Annotated in this window: 16 protein-coding genes and 1 pseudogene; 7 read left to right on the top strand and 10 right to left on the bottom strand. The window is 71.8% G+C overall.

The annotated features are described in order from the left end of the window. The first annotated feature begins 18 nt into the window (after positions 1-18). The 3 genes from ACZ6B1_RS14450 to ACZ6B1_RS14440 all read left to right on the top strand — a co-directional run bounded on the left by ACZ6B1_RS14450 (position 19) and on the right by ACZ6B1_RS14440 (position 3,353). Positions 19-1,041 carry a TolB family protein gene (locus ACZ6B1_RS14450; RefSeq protein WP_468778124.1) on the top strand — a complete coding sequence of 341 codons (1,023 nt, stop codon included), beginning with the start codon at positions 19-21 and terminating at the stop codon, positions 1,039-1,041. A 240-nt stretch (positions 1,042-1,281) separates the two neighbouring features. Next, positions 1,282-1,740, top strand: coding sequence for a DUF485 domain-containing protein (locus tag ACZ6B1_RS14445; protein ID WP_468778122.1), 459 nt, complete (start codon positions 1,282-1,284; stop codon positions 1,738-1,740). Beyond that, the gene (locus ACZ6B1_RS14440; RefSeq protein ID WP_468778121.1) at positions 1,737-3,353 is read left to right on the top strand and encodes a sodium/solute symporter; all 1,617 of its coding nucleotides are present in this window, start codon (positions 1,737-1,739) and stop codon (positions 3,351-3,353) included. Before ACZ6B1_RS14445 ends, ACZ6B1_RS14440 begins: the two co-directional genes overlap by 4 nt. Positions 3,354-3,452: 99 nt before the next feature. Here the strand turns inward: ACZ6B1_RS14440 and ACZ6B1_RS14435 are convergent, their stop codons facing one another. Next, positions 3,453-5,873, bottom strand: coding sequence for a SpoIIE family protein phosphatase (locus tag ACZ6B1_RS14435; RefSeq protein WP_468778566.1), 2,421 nt, complete (start codon positions 5,871-5,873; stop codon positions 3,453-3,455). A 195-nt stretch (positions 5,874-6,068) separates the two neighbouring features. Here ACZ6B1_RS14435 and ACZ6B1_RS14430 point away from each other — a divergent pair, with 195 nt between their 5' ends. Then, positions 6,069-6,200 (top strand): hypothetical protein, encoded by a 132-nt coding sequence (locus tag ACZ6B1_RS14430; RefSeq protein ID WP_468778585.1) that lies wholly within the window; start codon positions 6,069-6,071, stop codon positions 6,198-6,200. A gap of 51 nt (positions 6,201-6,251) precedes the next feature. On the opposite strand, the pseudogene ACZ6B1_RS14425 reads toward ACZ6B1_RS14430, so the two are convergent. From ACZ6B1_RS14425 to ACZ6B1_RS14410, 4 genes and pseudogenes are all read right to left on the bottom strand, one after another. Further along, a pseudogene (locus ACZ6B1_RS14425) lies at positions 6,252-6,410 on the bottom strand (acyl-CoA dehydrogenase family protein); the annotation flags it as partial. 95 nt (positions 6,411-6,505) lie between these two features. Further along, positions 6,506-7,198 (bottom strand): TetR/AcrR family transcriptional regulator, encoded by a 693-nt coding sequence (locus ACZ6B1_RS14420; protein WP_468778119.1) that lies wholly within the window; start codon positions 7,196-7,198, stop codon positions 6,506-6,508. Positions 7,199-7,437: 239 nt separating this feature from the next. Then, positions 7,438-8,064 (bottom strand): HAD family hydrolase, encoded by a 627-nt coding sequence (locus ACZ6B1_RS14415; protein ID WP_468778117.1) that lies wholly within the window; start codon positions 8,062-8,064, stop codon positions 7,438-7,440. Next, positions 8,064-9,263: an acetyl-CoA C-acyltransferase gene (locus ACZ6B1_RS14410; protein WP_468778115.1), complete on the bottom strand. Its 1,200-nt coding sequence runs from the start codon at positions 9,261-9,263 to the stop codon at positions 8,064-8,066. The genes ACZ6B1_RS14415 and ACZ6B1_RS14410 overlap by 1 nt, the downstream gene beginning before the upstream one ends. Positions 9,264-9,857: 594 nt before the next feature. Here ACZ6B1_RS14410 and ACZ6B1_RS14405 point away from each other — a divergent pair. Together ACZ6B1_RS14405 and ACZ6B1_RS14400 are read left to right on the top strand one after the other, a co-directional pair. Continuing rightward, positions 9,858-11,870, top strand: coding sequence for a SpoIIE family protein phosphatase (locus ACZ6B1_RS14405; protein WP_468778564.1), 2,013 nt, complete (start codon positions 9,858-9,860; stop codon positions 11,868-11,870). Positions 11,871-12,251: 381 nt separating this feature from the next. Beyond that, positions 12,252-13,628: an MFS transporter gene (locus tag ACZ6B1_RS14400; RefSeq protein ID WP_468778113.1), complete on the top strand. Its 1,377-nt coding sequence runs from the start codon at positions 12,252-12,254 to the stop codon at positions 13,626-13,628. 49 nt (positions 13,629-13,677) lie between these two features. Here the strand turns inward: ACZ6B1_RS14400 and ACZ6B1_RS14395 are convergent, their stop codons facing one another. From ACZ6B1_RS14395 to lnt, 4 genes are all read right to left on the bottom strand, one after another. Then, the gene (locus ACZ6B1_RS14395) at positions 13,678-15,630 is read right to left on the bottom strand and encodes a helix-turn-helix domain-containing protein (protein ID WP_468778111.1); all 1,953 of its coding nucleotides are present in this window, start codon (positions 15,628-15,630) and stop codon (positions 13,678-13,680) included. Between the two features lie 76 nt (positions 15,631-15,706). Further along, positions 15,707-16,528, bottom strand: a complete 822-nt coding sequence (locus ACZ6B1_RS14390) for a 3-hydroxybutyrate dehydrogenase (RefSeq protein ID WP_468778109.1) — start codon at positions 16,526-16,528, stop codon at positions 15,707-15,709. 54 nt (positions 16,529-16,582) lie between these two features. Then, the gene (locus ACZ6B1_RS14385) at positions 16,583-17,062 is read right to left on the bottom strand and encodes an NUDIX hydrolase (RefSeq protein WP_468778107.1); all 480 of its coding nucleotides are present in this window, start codon (positions 17,060-17,062) and stop codon (positions 16,583-16,585) included. Positions 17,063-17,128: 66 nt separating this feature from the next. Beyond that, the gene (gene lnt, locus ACZ6B1_RS14380; RefSeq protein ID WP_468778105.1) at positions 17,129-18,739 is read right to left on the bottom strand and encodes an apolipoprotein N-acyltransferase; all 1,611 of its coding nucleotides are present in this window, start codon (positions 18,737-18,739) and stop codon (positions 17,129-17,131) included. Positions 18,740-19,035: 296 nt separating this feature from the next. Here lnt and ACZ6B1_RS14375 point away from each other — a divergent pair, with 296 nt between their 5' ends. After that, the gene (locus tag ACZ6B1_RS14375) at positions 19,036-20,001 is read left to right on the top strand and encodes an O-antigen ligase family protein (RefSeq protein WP_468778103.1); all 966 of its coding nucleotides are present in this window, start codon (positions 19,036-19,038) and stop codon (positions 19,999-20,001) included. A 30-nt stretch (positions 20,002-20,031) separates the two neighbouring features. On the opposite strand, the gene ACZ6B1_RS14370 is transcribed toward ACZ6B1_RS14375, so the two are convergent. Continuing rightward, entirely contained in the window at positions 20,032-20,577 is a 546-nt protein-coding gene (locus ACZ6B1_RS14370; RefSeq protein ID WP_468778101.1) for a hypothetical protein, read from the bottom strand. Positions 20,578-20,669: the final 92 nt, after the last annotated feature.

Genomic DNA, 20,669 nt, shown 5'->3' with positions numbered 1-20,669 from the left:
TCAGCCCCAAGGATCCGGATGACTACGCTCCACCGCCGTCTGCTCATACTCGTCGTGGCGGTCCTGCTGCTCGCGGGCCTGGGCACCGGCGTGGTCCTGCACGCCGCCTCCCGCGCCGACCGCGCCGACCGGCCGCAGGCGGGCGGCCCCGCCGTCGGCGAGGGCAGGCTGACTCTCGACCAGAAGAACCGCCTGACGTTCGTCAACGCGGCCGCCGGCCCGCACCGCACCGCCGTCGCCTCGGTGCCGTCGGCCGATCCCGGCGGCCGGCGGGTCGCCTCGGACCTGAAGTGCGCGCGTTTCTACGCGGCGGCCGGCACCGGCGTCTGCCTCCAGTCCGACCCCGGTGTCCTCAAGCAGAGCAACCGCGCCCTGCTCCTGGACGCGGACCTCCGTACCCGGCGCGAGTTCCCGCTCGCGGGCACGCCCAGCCGGGCCCGGGTCTCGCCGAGCGGCCGCTTCGCCGCCTGGACCGTCTTCGTCTCCGGCGAGTCCTACTCCTCCGCCTTCTTCTCCACCCGGACCTCGATCCTGGACACCCGTACCATGCGGCTGATCCCCAGCCTGGAGAAGTTCTCGGTCGTCAAGGACGGCAAGCCGTACCACGCCTCGGACATCAACTTCTGGGGGGTCACCTTCGCCTCCGACGACGACACCTTCTACGCCACCCTCAACACCGCCAACAAGACGTATCTGGTGCGGGGTTCGCTCTCCCGGCGTTCGGTCACCACCCTGGCCGAGAACGTGGAGTGCCCCTCGCTCTCCCCCGACGGCACCCGGGTCGCCTTCAAGAAACGGGTCCTGTCCGGGGCCACGCTCTGGCACGAGTACGTCCTCGATCTGCGCACCCTGCGCCGGACGCCGCTGGCCGAGCGCCACAGCGTCGACGACCAGGCCACCTGGCTGGACGACCGCACCCTCGCCTACGCCCTGCCCGCCGACGGCGAAGTGGGCAGCAGCGACGTGTGGGCCGTGCCCGCCGACGGCACCGGAACCCCCCGCGTGCTGGTCCCGGGCGCTTCCTCACCGGCGCCGCTGTAGCCGGAGGCGTGCGCCGCGTCTCATCCGCCGACGCCCCTGGTGGCCGAGGGGTGCGCAAGGTCCTGCTCGACCCGTCCCGCTGACCGCGCCGTGGTCCCGCACCCGGTGAACCACATCGACCCCGAAATGTGATCCACGGCGGGCTTACAGGCATTCCAACCAGTCGGTATGGTGCGCCGCCTGAAGCACTCCGCCCCCCTCATCACTCCCAGGATCCGAGCCGCTGTGGAAGGCCAGGCGATGACATACCCCGACGAGAATCCGTATCCGCCGTCAGCACCTCCCGGATGGCCGCTGCCGCACACCGAGCCGCAGTCCTACGGCCACACCGCCCGCCACTACGACGCGTACGGGCAAGCCACCTGGGCCGAGGCGTACCCGCACGAGACCCCCGGGTCCGGTGCCGACCTGGCCGCCCTCCGCTCGGCCTATCGCGTGCTCCGCCGGACCTCCACACTCGCCGCGCTCGGCTCCTTCGTCGTGTACGTCGTGCTGTCCTGCTGGGCTCCGGACCTTATGGGGTCCAAGATCGCCGGGGAGCTGAGTCTGGGCATGGCCCTCGGCGTCCTCCAGCTCGTCGTCACCTTCGCGGCGGTCTTCTGGTACGGCAGCAGCGCACAACGCTCGGTGGATCCGCTGGCCCGCAACGTCAGGGAGCGGGGGGTCCACGTGGCCCGGGACGCGAGGGCGGCGAGATGAACGACTTCAGCTCCGGGACGCAGGCCGCCGTCCTCCTCCTGTTCACGGCCCTGGTCACCCTCACGCTGCTGATCTGCGTGATGGCGGGACCGGACCACGACGACCTGACGAACTTCTACACCGGCTACCGGTCGCTCACCCCGTTCAAGAACGGCCTGGCCATCGCGGGCGACTACATCTCCGCGGCCACGGTGCTGAGCACCACCGGCATCGTCGCGCTCGCCGGATACGACGGTTACGTCCTCGCGGTCAGCACCGCCCTGTCGCTGGTGCTGCTGATGTTCCTGCTGGCCGAACCTCTGCGCAACGCCGGCAGGTTCACCATGGGCGACGTCCTGGCCCGCAACATGCCCGGGCGGGCCGTGCGCATCGCCGCCTGTGTGGTGACACTCTCGGCGACCCTGCCCTTCCTGGTCGTGCAGCTCTCCGGGGCCGGGTCGCTGCTCACGTTCATCCTCGACCTCCCACACGCGGCGGGGGCCAGGACGGCGTGCATCGTCATGGTCGGCAGCCTGATGATCATTTACGCGGCGCTCGGCGGGATGCGGGGCACCGCGCTCATTCAGATGATCAAGATCGTCATCCTGATCGGCACCAGCGCCCTCGTCGCCGCCCTGGTGCTGAACCGCTTCGGCTGGAGTCCCGGCAGCGTCCTCAGGGCCGCCCAGGACGGCAGCGGCGCGGGCCCGGCCTTCCTCCAGCAGGGCCTCCAACTGGGTACGTCGGCCGTCGACCGGCTGGACTTCATCGGTCTCCAGATCACCGTGGTCCTCGGCGTGGCCTGCCTGCCCCACATCACGATGCGTCTGTACTCCGCGCGGGACGTGCCCGCCGTACGTCGCTCCATGTCGTGGGCGGTCGGCACGGTCACCACGTTCTGCCTGCTCGTGATCATCATGGGTACGGGCGCGGCGGCGCTGGTGGGGTCGCGCTACATCACCGAGGCCGACCCGCAGGGCAGGACGTCGGTGCTCATGCTGTCGCAGGTGCTCGGCCGGCCCCACGGCTCCGTGGGCACGACGATTCTCTACTCGGCCGTGGCGGGCATGGTGTTCATCACCCTCCTGTCGTCGGTCGCGGGGATGACCCTGGCCGCGGCCTCGTCGCTCGCCCACGACCTGTTCGCCCATGCGGTACGGCGGGGACACGCCGAGCCGCGTACGGAGATGACGGTGGCGGTGTGGACGAGCGTGGTGGTGGGAACCGCCGCGATCGGGCTCGCCACCCTGGTCCAGGACTGGGATGTCGGCGTGCTGACCACGCTGGCCATCTGCATAGGCGCATCGGCGGTGGCACCCGCGCTCACCTACTCGCTGTTCTGGCGCGGATTCACCCGCACCGGCCTGCTCGCCACCCTCTACGGCGGTGCGGCCTGCGCGCTGCTGCTGCTGGTCTTCTCGAAGGCCGTGTCGGGCACGCCGTCCGCCGTCTTCCCGGACGCCGACTTCCACCTGTTCCCCATGCAGTCCACCGGACTGGTCTCGGTCCCGTTCGGCTACCTGGCGGGCTGGCTCGGCAGCGGACTGGACCACCGGCGCCGCGCCGCGGGCAGCGTGGAGACCCGGCGGTTGTACGAGGAGAGCGAGGCGCGGCTGCTGGCCGCGGTCGAGTGACCACGGCGGCGGGGCCGGCTGCGCGAACGGTCCCGGCCCCGCCGCCGCGGTCCGCCCGGCGTGGCCGGGACCTCGGGGGCACGGATGCGCGGGGGCCGGTCAGGGGAACATGCCGGTCAGTGGTTGTTCGGTCCAAACGGTCTTGCCTTCGCGGGTGTATCGGGTACCCCAGCGCTCGGCCATCTGGGCCACCAGGAACAGGCCGCGCCCGCCCTCGTCGGTGGTACGAGCGCGGCGCAGGTGGGGTGAGGTGTGGCTGGTGTCGCTGACCTCGCACACCAGGCACCGTTCCCGGATCAGCCGCAGGGTCGCCGGTCCGCTGGCGTACCGGTAGACGTTGGTCACCAGTTCGCTTGCGATCAACTCCGTCGTGAACGCCAAGTGCTCCAGACCCCATTCGGACAGCTTGGCCGAGGTCAGTTCCCGGGCCCGGGCGGCGCTGGCGGGCTCCAGCGGAAGCTGCCAGGAGGCGACGTCCTCCGGCGGCAGCATGCGGGTACGGGCTACCAGCAAGGCGACGTCGTCGCTGGGGCGCGCGGGCACGAGCGAGTCGACCACCGCCTGGCATGTCCGTTCCAGGGCGTCCGCGGGGCGGGTGAGCGCTCCACACAGTTTGGTCAGGCCGACGTCGGCATCGATGTGGCGTTCGCCGATGAGCCCGTTGGTGTACAGGCACAGCAGGCTGCCCTCGGCCAGTTCGACCTCCCGGGCCTCGAACGGCAGGCCGCCCAGGCCGAGGGGTGGGCCGGCCGGCAGGTCGAGCGGAGCCACCTGTCCGTCCGGGGCGGTCAGCAGCGGCGGGGGATGGCCGGCGCGCGCCACGGAGCACCGCCCGGAGACCGGGTCGTACACGGCGTACAGGCAGGTGGCGCCGATGACCTGCTCGCCCACCGGCCGCTCGCCGGCGGCTTCCTGCTCGGCCGCCAGCAGGTCGACCAGGTCGTCAAGACGGGCGAGCACCTCGTCCGGTTCCAGGTCGAGGCTGGCGAGCGTGTGCACGGCCGTACGCAGCCGGCCCATGGTGGCGGCAGCGTGGAGGCCACGTCCCACCACATCGCCGACCACGAGGGCGACCCGTGCACCGGACAGCGGGATGACGTCGAACCAGTCACCGCCCAGGCCCGGGGCCGCGCTGGCCGGCAGGTAGCGAAGGGCCACCTCGACGGCCGACTGGTCCGGGACCGTCCGGGGCAGCAGGCTGCTCTGCAAGGTGAACGCGGTCTGCTGTTGCTGGGTGAAGCGCCGGGCGTTGTCGATGGCGACGGCGGCGCGCGAGGCGAGTTCCTGGGCGAGGGTGAGATCCTCCGCCTCGAACGGATCGGGGCGGCGCGAACGCCACAGGGTCATCACACCGAGCACCAGGCCGCGTGCGGCCAGGGGCACCACGATCAGCGAATGGGCGCCCAGGTCCGGGGCGTGGATCCCCTGGCGGCCCTCCGTCGAGAACCAGTCGGGCGGGAGCACCGGCTCCAGGACGGGCCGCCCTTCGGCCAGGCATCTGGCCTGGGGCGTGTCCGGCGCGAACTCCACCGCCTCCCCCTGGGGGTGGGGCGGGCCGGTTTGCCGGGCGCCGACGCCGCCGGTGCCCACTCGTACCACCGGCCCTGCCAGGCCCTGCGTCACTTCCTCACCGCGCGTCACCGGCTGGAGCAGATCGACCGACGCATGGTCGGCGAGGTGAGGCACCATCACCTCGGCGAGTTCCCGGGCCGTCTCCACGACGTCGAGGGTGGTTCCGATACGGCTGCCGACCTGGTCGAGGAGCGCGAGCCGGCGCTGGGCCCGATGACGCTCGGTGATGTCCTCGATCATCTCGGCCACGCCCAGGACGCGCCCGGCAGGGTCCTCCATCCGGAAGGACGAGACCAGCGCGACCCGCTCTCGTGCGGGATCCCACTCCAGGCGAGCGAACTGCTCGGAGTAGACCAGCGGTTTCCCGGTCTCGATCACCTGACGCACGCGGTCCACGGCCTTGCGTGCGTCGTCGGGGAGGAGCAGATAGCCGGTGGGCAGCCCCCGGAAGTGTTCCGCCGGGATGCCGGTGAAGCGTTCGATGGCCCGGTTGACCCGGAGAACCCGGAGATCGGGGCCGTGCACGACCAGGCCGATCGGGCATCTGCGGAACAAGCCGTCGAGAAGCGCGCGGTCCCTCTGCCATTCCAGGACGTCGGCCGCGGGTGCCCCGGTGAGGAACCACTCACGGACCCGGCCGTCACGCGCGACCGCATGGGCCCTGACCCCCATCTCCACCGGCCGCCCCTCACGGTGCCGTACCTTGAGCACCCCGAACCAGCCGCCGGCTCTCCTGCAGCTCGCGGCGACGTCCCGGACGGCCGGCAGGTCGCGGGGCTCGACCAGGACCTCGGACACCGGACGGCCGAGCACGGCCGTCTCCGGGTAGCCGAGCAGTTCCTGGGCCCGCCGGTTCCATCCGGTCACGGTTCCCCGGTCGTCGAGCACCGCCAGGGCGGCGAGGTGCAGGGCGAACGGATCGTCGTGGCTTTCCCTGAGCTCCGTCATCCGCTTCTCCACCGCTGGACACCACCTTGCACTCGGTCGCGATGTTCTGCCTCGCTGTCCGCCACGCAAGCCATTGAACCCGGTACGGCCACAGCCTCGCCCGCCACGCGGCACGGCGTGGCGGGCACAGGGGGACGGCGGGCAGAACGGCCCGCTCGTCAGCGAGGGCTCGCGCGGTGGGCGGCGCACGATGCGATGAGCAGTGCGTATGGGTGCCGGCTCGAGGAACGCACCGGCCGCAATCCGCGCCGGATCGCCGACCTCCTGGAACTTCTGGTCGCCCTCGCCATCCGTGACGGGGCCGGGGAAGGGGAAGAGTGCCAGTGAGCGGCATCGTGGAGTCCGCCCAGGACCGAGGCGGCACATGACCGGGCTGCCGAAGGTCACCCGTGACTGCGCGCGCCGGCACATCAGTTCCAGCGTCCGCTCGGCCGCGCCGATGGCCCGCATGCAGTGGTGGATACGACCGGGTCCGAGCCGGGCCTGGCTGATGGCGAAGCCCTCGCCCTCCCCCTTGAGAAGGCCCGTGGCCGGCACTCGTACGTCGGTGAAGTCGATTTCGGCGTGCCCCTCACGGTCCTGGCAGCCGAACACCGGCAGGCCGCGCAGCACCGTGATCCGGGCGGGCCCGGTCAGCGGTGACCGGGGAACCGCAGGGCGTTCGCCCAGAGCCGGGTGACCGTGGACACCAGTTCCTCGAAGTCCACCGGCGTACCCTCCTCCTGCCCTTCACAGACCACGAAGGCGTTGTACGCCATGACACTGACCATGCCCGACAGCGCACGGGAGGCCAGCATCGGATCGACCTCGCGGTCTGCGACACCCCGCGCCTGCAACTCGGCGATGCCGTGGGCATTGCGGCGGATGAACGCGTCCCCCCGCCGCCTTCGGAACTCACGGAACTCAGGCTCCACTTGGGCGACCTGCTCCAGCAGCGCCATCAGCTTCGCATTGCGTTTGTACGCCTCGAGATACGCGCGATTGCTCGCCTCGAGCACCGCATAGGGATCGTCGGCGCCCTGCACCCGGCCCATGCCGGGGTGCATCATGTCCTCCTGCGCCTCCAGGAGGACGGCGGCAAGCACCTCTTCCTTGTTGGCGAAGTAGGTGTAGAAGGATCCCGCCGCACACTGCGCCTCTTTGGTGATGTCGGTCAGGCGGGTGTCGAGGTATCCGTCGCGCTCGAAGACCTTCCGCGCGGCCTTCACCAGAGCGGCCCGTGTCCGTGCCCCACGCTTCGTCGTAGGCGGCTCCCGGAGGTGCGAGAGCGGCGCCATGGGCGGCGCGTTCTCGGTGTCGATCTCCTCGGGCGCACTGGTGTCCATCCCGGTGATTTTACTTGAATCCGACGCCAGAGTCACAAGTCACCGTGGGGCGCCGTGGCCGCAGTTCGCGAGGGTCGCGTGTGGCACACGGGATCGAAAAAGTGGTCATAGGCGGTGCCCTCCGGGGAGGCGATCGGGTCGCGGCGCCGGGTCTTCCCCGTCGATCAGTGGCCGCGGCCCGGCCTCGGCATCGAGCCCTCCGCCGACTCCGCCGGCCTGGCCGCGGGCGCACCGGTCGGTCAGGCGGTGATGCGGAAGCGCTCGGCGAGCCGGCGGCGGGTGTCGGCGGCACTGGTGTGCAGCACGCCCCCGATGCCGATCCGCGCCGCTCCGTCGAGGTTCTGCTGCAGATCGTCGATCATCACCGCCTCCTCGGGGCCGACCCCGAGGCGTTCGCATGCCATCGCGTAGATCCGCCGGGAAGGTTTGCGGATCCCGACCTCAGCGGAGATGACGACGACATCGGCGACAGCGGCGAGGTCGACGCCGTCGTAGGTTCCGGTTCCGAACGAATTCGAGACCAGCGCAACCGGATGGCCGGCAGCTCGGAGATCGCTGAGCAGCGCGAGCATCTCCCGGTCGATCGACATACCCGCCACCATCCGGGCCGTGAGCCCCTCGGCCACCACGTCGACGCCGTGGACGCGGAGACGCTCGGCGAATCCTCGCTCGAAGGACTCGACGTCGATACGGCCGCACTCGTGGTCGGCGAGGAGGGTGCGTGACGGCTGGTCCCGGGCGAGGAGGTCCAGCGGCAGGCGCGGGTCCCCGCCGAGCGAGGCGCCGAAGTCGGTGAAGGCGCGCAGCACACTGGAGGTGATGACCCCGCCGAAGTCCACCAGGACGGCGGTTCGGTCGTTTCCCATCAGGCGACCTCGAACAGTCCGGCTGCACCCATTCCGCCGCCGACGCACATCGAGATCACCACATACCGGACGCCACGCCGCTTGCCTTCGATGAGGGCATGACCCACCAGGCGGGCACCGGTCATTCCGTACGGATGGCCGACCGAGATCGCGCCGCCGTTGACGTTGAACCGCTCCGGGTCGATACGCAGCTCGTCGCGGCAGTACAGCGCCTGCGAGGCGAACGCCTCGTTGAGTTCCCACAGGCCGATGTCGTCGATGGCGAGATGGTGCTGCTTCAGCAGCTTCGGAATGGCGAACACCGGGCCGATGCCCATCTCTTCCGGTCCGCAACCGGCGACGGCCATACCCCGGTAGACGCCCAGCGGTTCCAGTCCACGGCGCTCGGCCTCTTTCGCCTCCGTCAGCACCGACGCCGAAGCCCCGTCCGACAACTGCGAGGAGTTGCCCGCCGTCACGCTGGAATGCGCGCTCACCTGGCCGTCGGGCAGCACCGGCGCCAGCCCGGCCAGCCCTTCGAGCGTCGTCGACGCGCGGTTGCCCTCGTCCCGGGTCAGGGTGACCTCCTGCTCACGCACCTCCCCGGACTGCTTGTCGAGCACCTTCTTGACGCTGGTGAGCGCGACGATCTCCCGGTCGAACCGGCCGGCTTCCTGCGCCGCCGCGGTGCGCTGCTGTGACACCAGCGCGAACTCGTCCTGGCGCTCCCGGCTCACGCCATAGCGCTCGGCGACAAGCTCCGCCGTCTGCAGCATCGGCATGTAGATGCTCGGCTTGCGCCCGACCAGCCAGGGATCCTCCGCTCGGTGGGTGTTCATGTGGTCGTTCTGCACCAGGGAGATCGACTCGACACCGGCGCCGACAGCGATCTGCATGCCGTCCGCGACGATCTGCTTGGCGGCCGTCGCGATGGCCATCAGGCCCGACGAGCACTGCCGGTCGATGGTCATCCCCGGCACGACATCCGGAAGTCCGGCACGGAGAACGGCCTGGCGCGCGACGTTGTAGCCGGCCGACCCCTGCTGCGCGGCGCAACCGAAGACCACGTCCTCGACCTCGCCCCCTTCGAGCCCGGCGCGCTGCACCGCGTGCCGAAGGGCATGGGCGGCGAGTTCCTGCGCCTGGGTGTCGTTGAACGCGCCGCGGTACGCCTTACCGATCGGCGTCCGTGCCGTCGAGACGATGACTGCTTCCCTCATGTCGGACTCACTGCTTTCTGTCGGCCCGGTTCGTCCGGGGGCTTTGGGACCGGAATTCCGAGCTCCGTGAGCCGGGCTCGCTGCCGGCGGGCGGAATCGAAGGCAACTGCGGCGCTGTGCACGCTCGTTGCCGCCTTCACCGTTGACCGATGACATGAATCATGACCGCGGGGCGAGGGCAGCCGGGCCTTCGGATCGGTTATAGTTGAATTCGACGTCATGTTCAACCAGGGCTCCGCAGGGCAGACCGACCAGTCGGTATGACCGGGTGGTGGCACCCGACCAACGCGGGTGCTCCCCCTGGTGCTCCCGAAGCCAGACCGTGACCTATCAGGTGCGCCGCTGGTTCCAGGCAGTGCTCACGACGAATGAAAAGGGGCGGAGCCGTCCTGGTCCAGTGCGTGCGCGGAAGGCCGCTCCAGGGGGACCATGGAAGCCAAGCACTCCGTACGGTACGGGGCAGAGCCACGGACTGGCGCGAGTGGAGGCCCTTGTGGTCCGGCGCATGGAAGGGGTGCCCGTGTGACCGCAGCCGATGGGCGTCCGGGTGACACCGGCCAGCCGGAGGAACGATCGTCGCAGCCGAGTGGGCTGATGGATCTTCTCGGCGTTGCCGCGGTGCTGTTGGATGCCGATGGGCGGATCGATTTGTGGAGCCCGGAGGCCGAGGACCTGTTCGGCTACACCGCTGAGGAGGCGCTCGGGCAGTACGCCGCGCCGCTGCTCGTTCACGAGCAGCAATGGGATCTGATGATCAAGCTGTTTGCCGAGGTCATGGCTACCGGGGAGAGGTGGGCCGGGGCCTTCCCCATCCGGCACAAGGACGGCAGCACTCGCTTGGTGGAGTTCCGCAACATGCGGCTGCTGGACAGCCTGGGTGACTTCTACGCGCTTGGTCTGGCCACCGACAGGTCAAAGCTTCGGGAGGTCGAGAGGGACGTCGCCCTGTCCACCCGGCTGATTTCCCAGTCGCCCATCGGGCTGGCGATCCTCGACACCCAACTGCGGTACGTCGCCGTCAACCCCGCTCTGGAGCGGATGCACGGCATTCCCGCGGAAGACCATCTGGGCCGGCACTACCGCGAGATCATGACCTCGGCGAAGTTCGAGGGGCCGGAGGCCGGGATGCGGCAGGTCCTCAAGACCGGGGTCCCCATGGTCGACGAGTACACCATCGTCGGCCACACCCCCGCCGACCCGAACGTGCACGCCTGGTCGATCTCGCTGTATCGGCTGGACGACCCCCAGGGGCGGGTCCTCGGGGTGGCCGACCTGGTGGTGGACGTCACCGACCGTTACCAGGCAGCCACGGAGGCCGCCGAGGCCCGCCATCGCCTGGCCTTGATCGCCGACGGCTCTGCCCGCATCGGCACCACCCTGGAAGTGGAGCAGACCGCCCGAGAGCTGGCCGGCGTCACCGTTACCGAGCTCGCCGACATGGCCACGGTCGACGTCCTCGACTCCGTCCTCCACGAGCACCGCCCGCCCTTGGGCGACGGTCCCGCGCTCTTCCGCGCCCTCGCAGTGCAGGCCGCCTATGCCACCGAAGCCGTCCAGGCCGCCGACCCGCCCGGGCAGATCGCTGCTTACGACGCCGACCGCCTGCCCACGGAATGCGTACGCACCGGCCGGCCGATCCTGATCTCGCACATGGATGACGCCGCCATGGCCCGCATCGCCCGCGACGACCGCGCCGCCACGCTGCTGGCCCGTGCAGGCGTCCACTCCTACATGCTGCTCCCGCTCACCGCCCGCGGCCAGATCCTCGGCTTCCTGGGGCTGAGCCGCGCCCGTAACCCGCAGCCCTTCGACGAGGACGACCTCGCCCTCGCCGGTGAGCTGGCCTCCCGCGCCGCGGTGTGCATCGACAACGCCCGCTCGCACCAGACGGTGCGCAATACGGCCGAGACCCTTCAGCGCAGCCTGCTCCCGGACCACCCTCCGCACCTCCCGGGCCTGGAAGTCGCCTCCCGGTACCGGCCTGCACAGGCGGCTTACGAGGTCGGTGGCGACTGGTACGACGTCCTCCCGCTCGACGGCGACAAGACCGTGCTGGTTGTGGGAGACGTCATGGGCAGTGGTATCGACGCCGCCGTCACCATGGGCCGCCTGCGCACCGGCACCAGCGACTTCGCCGACCTCGACCTGGACCCCGCCGAGGTCCTCCATCACCTCGACAAGATCACCTCAGGGCTTGAGCAGTACATAGCCACCTGCGTCTATGCCGTCTACGATCCGCACCGCGCGGAGTGCCACATCTCCGTCGCCGGCCATCTGCCGCCCGTCCTGGTGCGCGATGGCAAGCCCCCGGAACTGCTCGACCTGCCGACCGGCACCCCACTCGGGGTCGGCGGCGTGCCCTTCGTGACCACGACCATCCCCGTCGACGCCGGTGATCGGCTGGTCCTGTACACCGACGGCCTCGTCGAGGTCCGTCATCACCCCATCGACGAACGACTAAACACCCTCCTGCGCCTGCTTGACACACCTGACCCCACCCTGGAAGAAACCTGCGACCGACTCCTTCACAAACTCCGGCTGCCCGCCGACCCGGACGATGTCGCCATCCTCATCGCACGCATGCAACCCTTCACGCCCGACTCTTGAAACACGGCCGATTCCGGCCGGTCGCCACACCGATACGGCCGATCCACCCGCTTCTCGGCATCTCCACGGACGAATCCAACACGCCCGAGGGCGACGGCGGTGTCCCCGGCGGTTCCGTCACGCCAGAGGACCTGCCGCGGCCGACCGACCAGCACGGGAGTCAGCACCGCACCGCCAAATCATCTCCAACTACGCTTCCCGGACAGCACTGGTCTCGACCACTCCCGAGCCCGGGAACCGCCCTTCTTCGGCCCGGCATGGTGGCCGCACGCATAGCAGCGCCCGGAACTATGGTGCCCCACCACATGTGCCCCTGACCTGCAACTTCCTACGGTGTGCCGACACGTACCCGTCCCCACCGCACACGAGGAAGTGGCGCACATGGCCTCCGGAACCACCGCTCCCCCACCCCCCGCCAGCCTCCCAAGAATCGTCGCCGCGAGCCTCATCGGCACCACCATCGAGTGGTACGACTTCTTCCTGTACGGTTCCGCCGCCGCGCTGGTGTTCAACAAGCTCTTCTTCCCGGACTCCGACCCGCTCGTCGGAACACTGCTGTCCTTCCTGACGTATGCCGTCGGATTCGCGGCCCGCCCGCTGGGCGCCCTGGTGTTCGGGCACTACGGTGACCGGCTGGGGCGCAAGAAGCTGCTGGTGCTGAGCCTGCTGATGATGGGCGGGGCGACCTTCGCCATCGGTCTGCTGCCCACGCACGCGACCGTCGGCTCCGCCGCGCCGGTGCTGCTGACCACGCTGCGCCTGGTGCAGGGATTCGCGCTCGGCGGTGAGTGGGGCGGCGCCGTTCTGCTGGTCTCCGAGCACGGGGACGCGCGGCGGCGGGGGTTCTGGGCCGCATGGCCGCAGACGGGCGCGCCGGCCGGGCAGTTGCTGGCGACCGGTGTGCTGTCGCTGCTCACCGCCGTGCTCTCGGACGACGCCTTCGGCACCTGGGGATGGCGGATACCGTTCCTGCTCTCCGGTGTGCTGGTGATGGTCGGTCTGTGGATCCGCCTCTCCGTGGACGAGTCCCCCGTCTTCAAGGAGGCGCTGCGGCGGGCCGAGGACCGGCACGCCGAGGAGCCGGAGAAGCTGCCGCTCGTCTCCGTGCTGCGCCACCACTGGAAGGACGTGCTCGTCGCCATGGGTGCCCGGATGGCGGAGAACATCAGCTACTACGTCATCACCGCGTTCATCCTCGTCTACGCCACCACGTCCGCCGGCGTCTCGAAGCAGACCGCGCTGAACGCCGTACTCATCGCCTCCGCCGTGCACTTCGCCGTGATCCCGGCCTGGGGCGCGCTCTCCGACCGGGTGGGACGGCGGCCCGTGTACCTGCTGGGCGCGGCCGGCGTCGGACTGTGGATGTTCCCGTTCTTCTCGCTCGTCGACACCGGTTCCTTCGGGTACCTGCTGCTGGCCGTGACCGTCGGCCTGGTGCTGCACGGGGCCATGTACGCGCCCCAGGCGGCCTTCTTCGCCGAGATGTTCGCGACCCGGATGCGGTACTCCGGCGCCTCCATCGGCGCCCAGTTCGCCTCCGTGGCCGCCGGTGCGCCCGCACCGCTGATCGCCACGGCGCTGCTGTCCGACTACGGCAGCTCCACCCCGATCGCCCTGTACGTGATCGCGGCGGCCGTGCTCACCCTGATCGCCGTGGGTGTCGCCAAGGAGACCCGGCACCGGGACCTCGCCCAGGTGGAGGCCGGGGACGGCGAGCCCGCCGACGCGAACCCGGCGGCCAGGGCGGGCACCGTCTGACCGGCCGTACGGCCCTGCGCACCGACCGGCTCCCTTCTCGGGGGGCCGGTCAGTGCCGTTCCGGGGTCGCCAGCCGGTGCAGCCGCAGGGCGAGCTGGATCTCCAGGGCGCGGGCCGGCGTCTGCCAGTCCTCGCCCAGCAGCCGGCCCACCCGCTCCAGCCTCTGGGCGACGGTGTTCACGTGCACGTGGAGGGCGTCCTTGGTGCGGGCCGGGCTCATTCCGCAGGCGAAGTAGGCGTCCAGGGTGTGCAGCAGTTCCGTGCCGCGGCGCTCGTCGTAGTCGGCGACGGGGCCGATGGTGCGGCCGACGAAGCCGCCCACGTCCCGGTCGCCGGCGAGGAGCAGGCCGAGGAAGCCGAAGTCCTCCGCCGCCGCGCCGTCTCCGCCGCGGCCCAGCAGGCGCAGCGCGTCCAGGCAGCGGCGGCCCTCGTCATAGGCGCCGGCCACGGTGTCGTGGTGGACGGTGAGATCGGTGACCGGGGCGGAGGCGCCGACGGTGACGGGCTGGTGGACGGCCGTCCCGAGGTGGCGGGCGGTCCGGCGGGCCAGCTCCGTGGCGCTGTCGCCGGCGGCGAGCGGGAGCAGCAGGACCGTGCCGCCGTCCCGGGCGGCGGCCAGCCCGTGCCGGGTGGCGGCGAGATGGGAGGCGGCGGACCACAGGCGCCGCCGGGCGGCGGCCTCCTCGTCGGCGTCGGCGGCCGGTCCGTCGAGCCGGGCGGCGAGGACGACGTGGGTGGCGTCCAGGTCGGCGTGCAGCCGGGCGGCGCGTTCGCGCAGCAGGCGCGGATCGCGGTCGCGGGCGTCCAGGAGGTCGTCCAGCAGTTCGCCCCGCACCCGGTGTTCGGCCTCGGCGGCGGAACGGCGGGCCAGCAGGAGCAGCGAGGTGACCATCGCCGCGCGTTCCAGGGTGCGCTGGTCGACCGGGTCGAGGTCGGGGTGGCCGCGCAGCACGAGAGCGCCGAGGAGTTCGCCGCCCGCGGCCACCGCGGCGATCCAGTCGCCCTGGTGCCGTACCGCGTGTCCCTCGGTCCTGGACGCCTTCAGGGCCCCGGCCGGCGCCGTGCCGGCCTCGGTGAACTCGACCGTGCCGTCGATGACCTGGGAGACGGCCGCGGCCACGTCGTGGACCCCGCCGCCGCGCAGTACCAGTTCGGCGAGCCGGTCGTGCACCTCGGAGGCGCGCTCGATGACCGCGCTGCGGTCCTGGATGATCTCGTTGGCCCGTTCGAGACCGGCCAGCGCCGAGCGGGTCTCGGTGAGGAGGTTGGCGGTGTCGATGGCGGCCGCGGCGAGCGCGGCGAAGGAGCCGAGCAGGGCGATCTGCCCGCGTTCGAAGACGCGGGCGCGCCGGTCGGCGGCGAAGAGGACACCGATGACGTTCGGGCCGAGCATCAGCGGTACGCCGAGGATGGCGATCAGGCCCTCGTCCTCCACGCCGGCGTCGATGGCGCGGGTGTGCCGGAAGCGGGCGTCCTTGAAGTAGTCGTCAGTGACGTACGGCCGCGCGGTCTGGGCGACCAGTCCGCCGAGCCCCTCGCCCATGCCGAGGCGCAGCTGCTGGAAGCGGGCGGCCACGGAGCCCTCGGTCACGCGCATGTAGGTGTCGCCGCGTGCCGGGTCGTTGAGGCTGAGATAGGCGACGTCCGTGCCCAGCAGGGACCGGGCGCGCTGCACGATGGCCTGCAGGACGGCGTCCAGGTCCCGGAGGCCGGCCAGGTCGTGGGCGGTCTCGAACAGCGCCGACAGCTCGGCCTCGCGCCGGCGGCGTCCCTCCAGTTCGGAGCGGACCCGCAGGGCGAGCAGCTTGGCCCGTTCCAGCGCGGCGACCCGGTCGGCCGGCTGTCCCTCGGCGCGGGCGAGCAGCACCGGCTGCTCGTAGGCCTCCACGGGGGCGTCGCGGGCCAGCAGCTCGAGGTACGGGGCGCCCGCGCCGTCGTCGGGCACCCCCGTGGCGCCCTCGGAGACGGGGGTTCCGGCCGGCTGGACGTGATCGCGAGACATGGTCACAGGATTCCGCATCGGCGGCCCGGCCTGCCGGGCCTGTGGAAAACTCCCGGGCCCGGCGGCGCCGGCCCGCTCAGTGGGCCGTCCACCCGCCGTCGAGGACGAGGGAGGTGCCGGTGACGAAGGAGGCCTGCGGCCCGCACAGGTAGGCCACGGCGTCGGCCACCTCCTCGGGTTCGATGAGCCGCTGGACGGCGCTGTCCTTCAGCAGGATCTCGGACAGGACGCGCTCCTCGGGGATGCCGTGGGCCTGCGCCTGGTCGGCGATCTGCTTCTCGACCAGCGGGGTGCGCACATAGGCGGGGTTCACGCAGTTGGAGGTCACCCCGTGCGGGGCACCTTCCAGGGCGGCCGTCTTGGACAGGCCTTCGAGGCCGTGCTTGGCGGCCACGTAGGCGGACTTGAAGGCCGAGGCGCGCAGTCCGTGCACGGAGGACACGTTGACGATCCGCCCCCATCCTTGCGCGTACATGTGCGGCAGAGCGCCGCGGATGAGCCGGAAAGGTGCCTCCAGCATCACGGTCAGCACGGTGTGGAAGACCTCGGGCGGGAACTGCTCCAGGGGGCGCACCAGTTGCAGTCCGGCGTTGTTGACCAGGACGTCGGTGCCGGCGGCCACGCGCTCGGCGGCGTCGAGGTCGGTGAGGTCCAGGGCGTGGGGTACGACCGTGCCCGGGAGGTCACCGGCCCGCCGGGCGAGTTCCGCCAGCTCGGCGAGGCCCGCCGCGTCCCGGTCGACGGCTCTCACCTCGGCGCCGGCGGCGGCGAGCCGCAGCGCGCAGGCGCGCCCGATGCCGCTGGCGGCGCCGGTGACGAGGGCGGTGCGGCCGCCGAGGTCGAGGGAGTGGTGCGGGGCGGGGGGCTGGGCGGCCGGTGGCGGGCTGGACGTGGTCATGAGCCGACGATAAGCGGGGCTCACCCCTCACCACATGTGGTCACGGCCCACACTTCAGCCAATAGTCATAGGGTCGAACCATGTGGGTGCCTCGGACATGGCCTGCTTGATCCGGAAGAGCCCGAACTCGTTCAGGTCCGGCAGCGCGTCCACCGTGAACCAGCCCACCTCCAGCGACTCGTCGTCGTTGACCCGGGCCTCGCCGCCGACGGCTCGGCAGCGGAAGGTGATGTCCATGTACTGGCAGACGTCCCCGTTGGTGTAGGTGACCGGCTCCAGTGCCTGGACGAGCACGACCCGCTCGGGGACGCACGTCACCGCCGTCTCCTCGAACACCTCCCGCACCGCGCAGGCCGCGGGCTGCTCACCCGGTTCCGGGATACCCCCGATCACCGACCACCTGCGGGTGTCGGACCGCCGGCCCAGCAGCACTCTGCCGTCGTCGTCGAAGACGATCGCGGTGACCCCGGGGAGCCACAGCAGCTGCTGACCGGCGCTGGCCCGGAGGGTGCGGATGAAGTCAGGAGTAGCCATGGACCGACCCTAACGGGCCGGTCCGGGGCTCCCGCGCACGTCAGGGGGCGTACGGCCGTCGTACGGCTACGCGCCGCCGCCGCGCCGGGCGCGCACACCGGAGCCGATCGCCCAGCCGAGTCCACCCGCGGCGACCAGCACCAGGGCGATCTCCGGCAGGACGCCGAGCCGCGTCGCGGGCGTCTCGGAGGTGCGCAGCGGCACCTTCTGCACGAGGTACGCGGGCACGAACATGCCGGTCTTCCGGGTGATCCTGCCGTCCGGCATGATGATCGCGCTGACGCCGCTGGTGACCGGCACGGTGACGGTCCGGCTGTGCTCGACGGCACGGACACGGGACATGGCGAGCTGCTGGTAGGTCATCTCGCTGCGGTCGAAGGTCGCGTTGTTGCTCGGTACCGAGATCATCTCCGCGCCGTGCGTGACGGTGTCCCGGACCGCCCAGTCGAAGGCGGCCTCGTAGCAGGTGGCGAGGCCGACCCTGGCGCCGCCGAAGTCGAAGACGCCCGGCTCGCCGCCCCGGCTGAAGTCCTGGCGGACCATGCCGGTCCAGTCCTTGTTGATCGCGCCCACCAGGCCGCGCAGCGGAAGGTACTCGCCGAACGGCTGCACCTGCCGCTTGTCGTAGGTCTGGGTCGGTCCCTTGACCGGGTCCCACAGGATCTGCTCATTGAGCAGCCTGCCGTCCTTCTCCACGACGCCGCCGACCGAGATCGGCACCCCGACGGCCCTGGCCGCTTCGTTGATGACGGCGGCCGCGTCCGGATTGGTGAAGGGGTCGATGTCGGAGGAGTTCTCCGGCCACAGCACGTAGTCGGGCCGGGCGGCCTTGCCCGCCTTGATGTCGGCGGCGAGCTTGAGCGTCTCCCGCGCGTGGTAGTCGAGCACGGCCCGGCGCTGGGCGCTGAACTCCAGACCGGAGCGGGGGACGTTGCCCTGGATGACCGCGACGGTCGCGGTGCCGTCCTGGGCCTTGTCGCTCACCAGCGGCCGGGCGGCGACCGCTGCGGCCACCGGGACGGCGACGCTCAGCAGGGCGGCGGCCGCCGCCCCGCGCCGCAGGGTCCGGGTGCGGCGCCGCTCGGCGATCAGCCGGCCGGCCTCGTACAGGCCGAACCCGCACAGGACCACGGCGAAGCCGAGCACCGGGGTGCCGCCCACCGCGGCGAGCGGCAGGAAGACGCCGTCCGCCTGGCCGAAGGCGATCTTGCCCCAGGGGAACCCGCGGAAGGGCACGCGCGCGCGTACCGCCTCGCCGGCTATCCACAGGGCGGCAGCCCACACGGGCCAGGCCGGCAGCCTCGACACCGCGGCCACGCCGACGCCGACCAGGGCCACGAAGACCGCCTCGATGGCGACGAGGGCGAGCCAGGGTCCGGGACCGACCTCCACGCCCGTCCACACCAGCAACGGCAGCAGGAAGCCGAGCCCGAAGAGGTAGCCGAGGCCGAGGGCCGCCTTCCAGCCGCGCCCGCGCAGCACCCAGGCGAAGCCGGCGAAGGCGGGCAGGGCCAGCCACCACAGGGTGCGCGGCGGGAAGCTGACGTAGAGCAGCACCCCGCACAGGGCGGAGGCGGCGGCCGGGACCGTACGCAGGAGCCGGCTGCCTCGCGCCGCTTGCGCGGAGGGCTGCCTGAGCTGGTCGGACTGGTCCACGGAAGTTGCGGTGACGGTCACCCGGGGAGTCTACGGCGGTCGCCCTAGACGCCGACAGCGCCGTCCAGGACGTCCCGGCCCCCTCCGGCGTCCCGTCGCCGCTCGCGCGTTCCCGCGCGACTCGTCCACAAAGCGGCCATCAGCCGTTAACGTGTGCCCAGCCTCAGCGGTGCGGCCGGTCCGGTGCGCGCCGCCGGGGACGCCACGGGTCGGGGGACCTGGGTACGAGGGGCTACGGGGTGGGGTCGACGGAAATGGGATCCGCGGACGGCGCCGACTGCCGACAGACCGGACGAAACGTTTCTGACGGGACGGGCATGATCCTCTTGGGGGCGTGCGCCGCCTGGTCGCTGATCACGGCGGCGGCCCATGAGGGGCGGCCCGAGGGCGTGCTGCTCGCGGTGCTCGCCGTGGCCGCGGGCTACGCCGCGGGGCGGATCTCCGGTTCGCTGCTGCCGGTGGCCGCGCCGGCGGCCGGTTCGGTCACGGGAGCGGCCCTGCCGCTGGTGATGCCCGACCTCTCCCCCGGCGCCCGGTACGCCGTCCCGCTCGGCCACGCCGGTGCCACCGCCGCGCTGCTGGCGCTCGCGACCGGGGCGGCCTGCTGTGCCGCCTGGTCGGCGCGCCGGCCGGCGGCCCGGCTCGGTCTGCGGCTGCTGGCCGCCGGCATCGCGCTGACCGGCGCCGCGACGGGCTCGGCCGTCGGCTGCGCGGTCAGCGCGGCCGTTCTGCTGTGCTCGCTCGCGGCGGGCGCGATGCCCTGCCGGGGCGCCGGTGTCGCCGGACTGGCCATCGCGGCGGCCGTATCCGCCGCCGCGGTCTGGGCGGTCGCCGCGGACGCGCTGCCCGCCGGGCTCACCGACGCCCTGCGGGGCCGGTTCTCCGCGAGCCGGCTCGAGCTGTGGCGGGACGCCGCGCGGCTGGCCGGCCGTGACACCATGCTCGGCGTCGGCCCCGGCCGCTTCGGCGAGTTCGCTGCGGCCGGGCCGCAGGGAGTACTGGCTGACGGCAGGCCGCACTCGGCCCCGCTCCAGCAGGCGGCCGAGCAGGGCCTGATCGGGGTCCTGCTGCTGGTCGCCGTGCACGGCTGGATACTGCACGCCCTGTGGCGCTCCCCGCGCTCCACCCCGGTGGCCCTCACCGCGGGCGCGGCGCTGACCGCGCTCGCCGTGCTCGCGGCGGTCGGCGACGCGCTCAGCTTCACCGCGGTGACGGCGGGCGCCGGTCTGCTGGCGGGGTGGGCGACGGCACGGCCGTGGGCGGGCGACGGCACCGAGCCGTAGCGAATCCGTACGGGCGGAGCCGGCCGCGTGTCAGCTGATGGTGCCCGGCGTGATGGCCCGCAGCCGGGCCCTGATGACGCGGACCGCGGACTCCGCGTTGTCCACGGTGATCGTGAAGGTGTGGCCGTCCCACAGCCTGAGCACGATGCCCTCGCCGCGGCGGACGACGACCGCGGTGCCCTTCTCGGGGCGCCAGCGGTAGCCCCAGCCGCCCCAGTTGCAGGGGGTGACGAGGGCGGCGAAGTCGGCTCCGGCGACCTCGGAGAGCGGGATGCGGCGGCGCGGCACTCCGATGTGGCCGCAGCGCACCTCGAGGCAGTCCTTCTCGAGTTTCAGGTCGACGTGCACGAAGGCCAGGGTGCCGAAGAGGACCAGCAGGCCTGCCGCGATGCAGCCGACGACGGACATCGCCAGCGCGGCGACGCCGGAGGTCCAGGCGGACTGCACGGCCAGTTCGATGCCGAGCGCCAGGCAGGCGGCTCCCACCAGCGCCAGCAGCCACTGGACCCGGTTCGTGGCGCGTCCGGTCCAGACGTCGGGGTGCAAGGCGTCCTCGGCGCGGCGGTGCTCGCTCATGAATATGAGGTTACTCAGGTTTCGGCGCGCGGGTACCCGCTCGCGGAGGGTGCCTCCTCCGGGCGGCCCAGACGTCGGCCGCGGGGCTCCGG

The organism is Streptomyces sp. NPDC041129, from assembly GCF_055592265.1.
The sequence above is the reverse complement of the archived record's forward strand: the minus strand, read 5'-3'. Positions and strand labels throughout refer to the sequence as shown.

Excerpts from the sequence above, each read along its gene's own strand:
- ACZ6B1_RS14445 (WP_468778122.1), top strand. The coding sequence starts at position 1,282 with ATGACATACCCCGACGAGAATCCGTATCCGCCGTCAGCACCTCCCGGA.
- ACZ6B1_RS14435 (WP_468778566.1), bottom strand. The coding sequence starts at position 5,873 with ATGACGGAGCTCAGGGAAAGCCACGACGATCCGTTCGCCCTGCACCTC.
- ACZ6B1_RS14450 (WP_468778124.1), top strand. The coding sequence starts at position 19 with ATGACTACGCTCCACCGCCGTCTGCTCATACTCGTCGTGGCGGTCCTG.
- ACZ6B1_RS14395 (WP_468778111.1), bottom strand. The coding sequence starts at position 15,630 with ATGTCTCGCGATCACGTCCAGCCGGCCGGAACCCCCGTCTCCGAGGGC.
- ACZ6B1_RS14370 (WP_468778101.1), bottom strand. The coding sequence starts at position 20,577 with ATGAGCGAGCACCGCCGCGCCGAGGACGCCTTGCACCCCGACGTCTGG.
- ACZ6B1_RS14420 (WP_468778119.1), bottom strand. The coding sequence starts at position 7,198 with ATGGACACCAGTGCGCCCGAGGAGATCGACACCGAGAACGCGCCGCCC.
- ACZ6B1_RS14375 (WP_468778103.1), top strand. The coding sequence starts at position 19,036 with ATGATCCTCTTGGGGGCGTGCGCCGCCTGGTCGCTGATCACGGCGGCG.
- ACZ6B1_RS14390 (WP_468778109.1), bottom strand. The coding sequence starts at position 16,528 with ATGACCACGTCCAGCCCGCCACCGGCCGCCCAGCCCCCCGCCCCGCAC.
- ACZ6B1_RS14430 (WP_468778585.1), top strand. The coding sequence starts at position 6,069 with ATGAGCAGTGCGTATGGGTGCCGGCTCGAGGAACGCACCGGCCGCAAT.
- ACZ6B1_RS14400 (WP_468778113.1), top strand. The coding sequence starts at position 12,252 with ATGGCCTCCGGAACCACCGCTCCCCCACCCCCCGCCAGCCTCCCAAGA.
- ACZ6B1_RS14415 (WP_468778117.1), bottom strand. The coding sequence starts at position 8,064 with ATGGGAAACGACCGAACCGCCGTCCTGGTGGACTTCGGCGGGGTCATC.
- ACZ6B1_RS14405 (WP_468778564.1), top strand. The coding sequence starts at position 9,858 with ATGGATCTTCTCGGCGTTGCCGCGGTGCTGTTGGATGCCGATGGGCGG.
- ACZ6B1_RS14385 (WP_468778107.1), bottom strand. The coding sequence starts at position 17,062 with ATGGCTACTCCTGACTTCATCCGCACCCTCCGGGCCAGCGCCGGTCAG.
- ACZ6B1_RS14440 (WP_468778121.1), top strand. The coding sequence starts at position 1,737 with ATGAACGACTTCAGCTCCGGGACGCAGGCCGCCGTCCTCCTCCTGTTC.
- ACZ6B1_RS14410 (WP_468778115.1), bottom strand. The coding sequence starts at position 9,263 with ATGAGGGAAGCAGTCATCGTCTCGACGGCACGGACGCCGATCGGTAAG.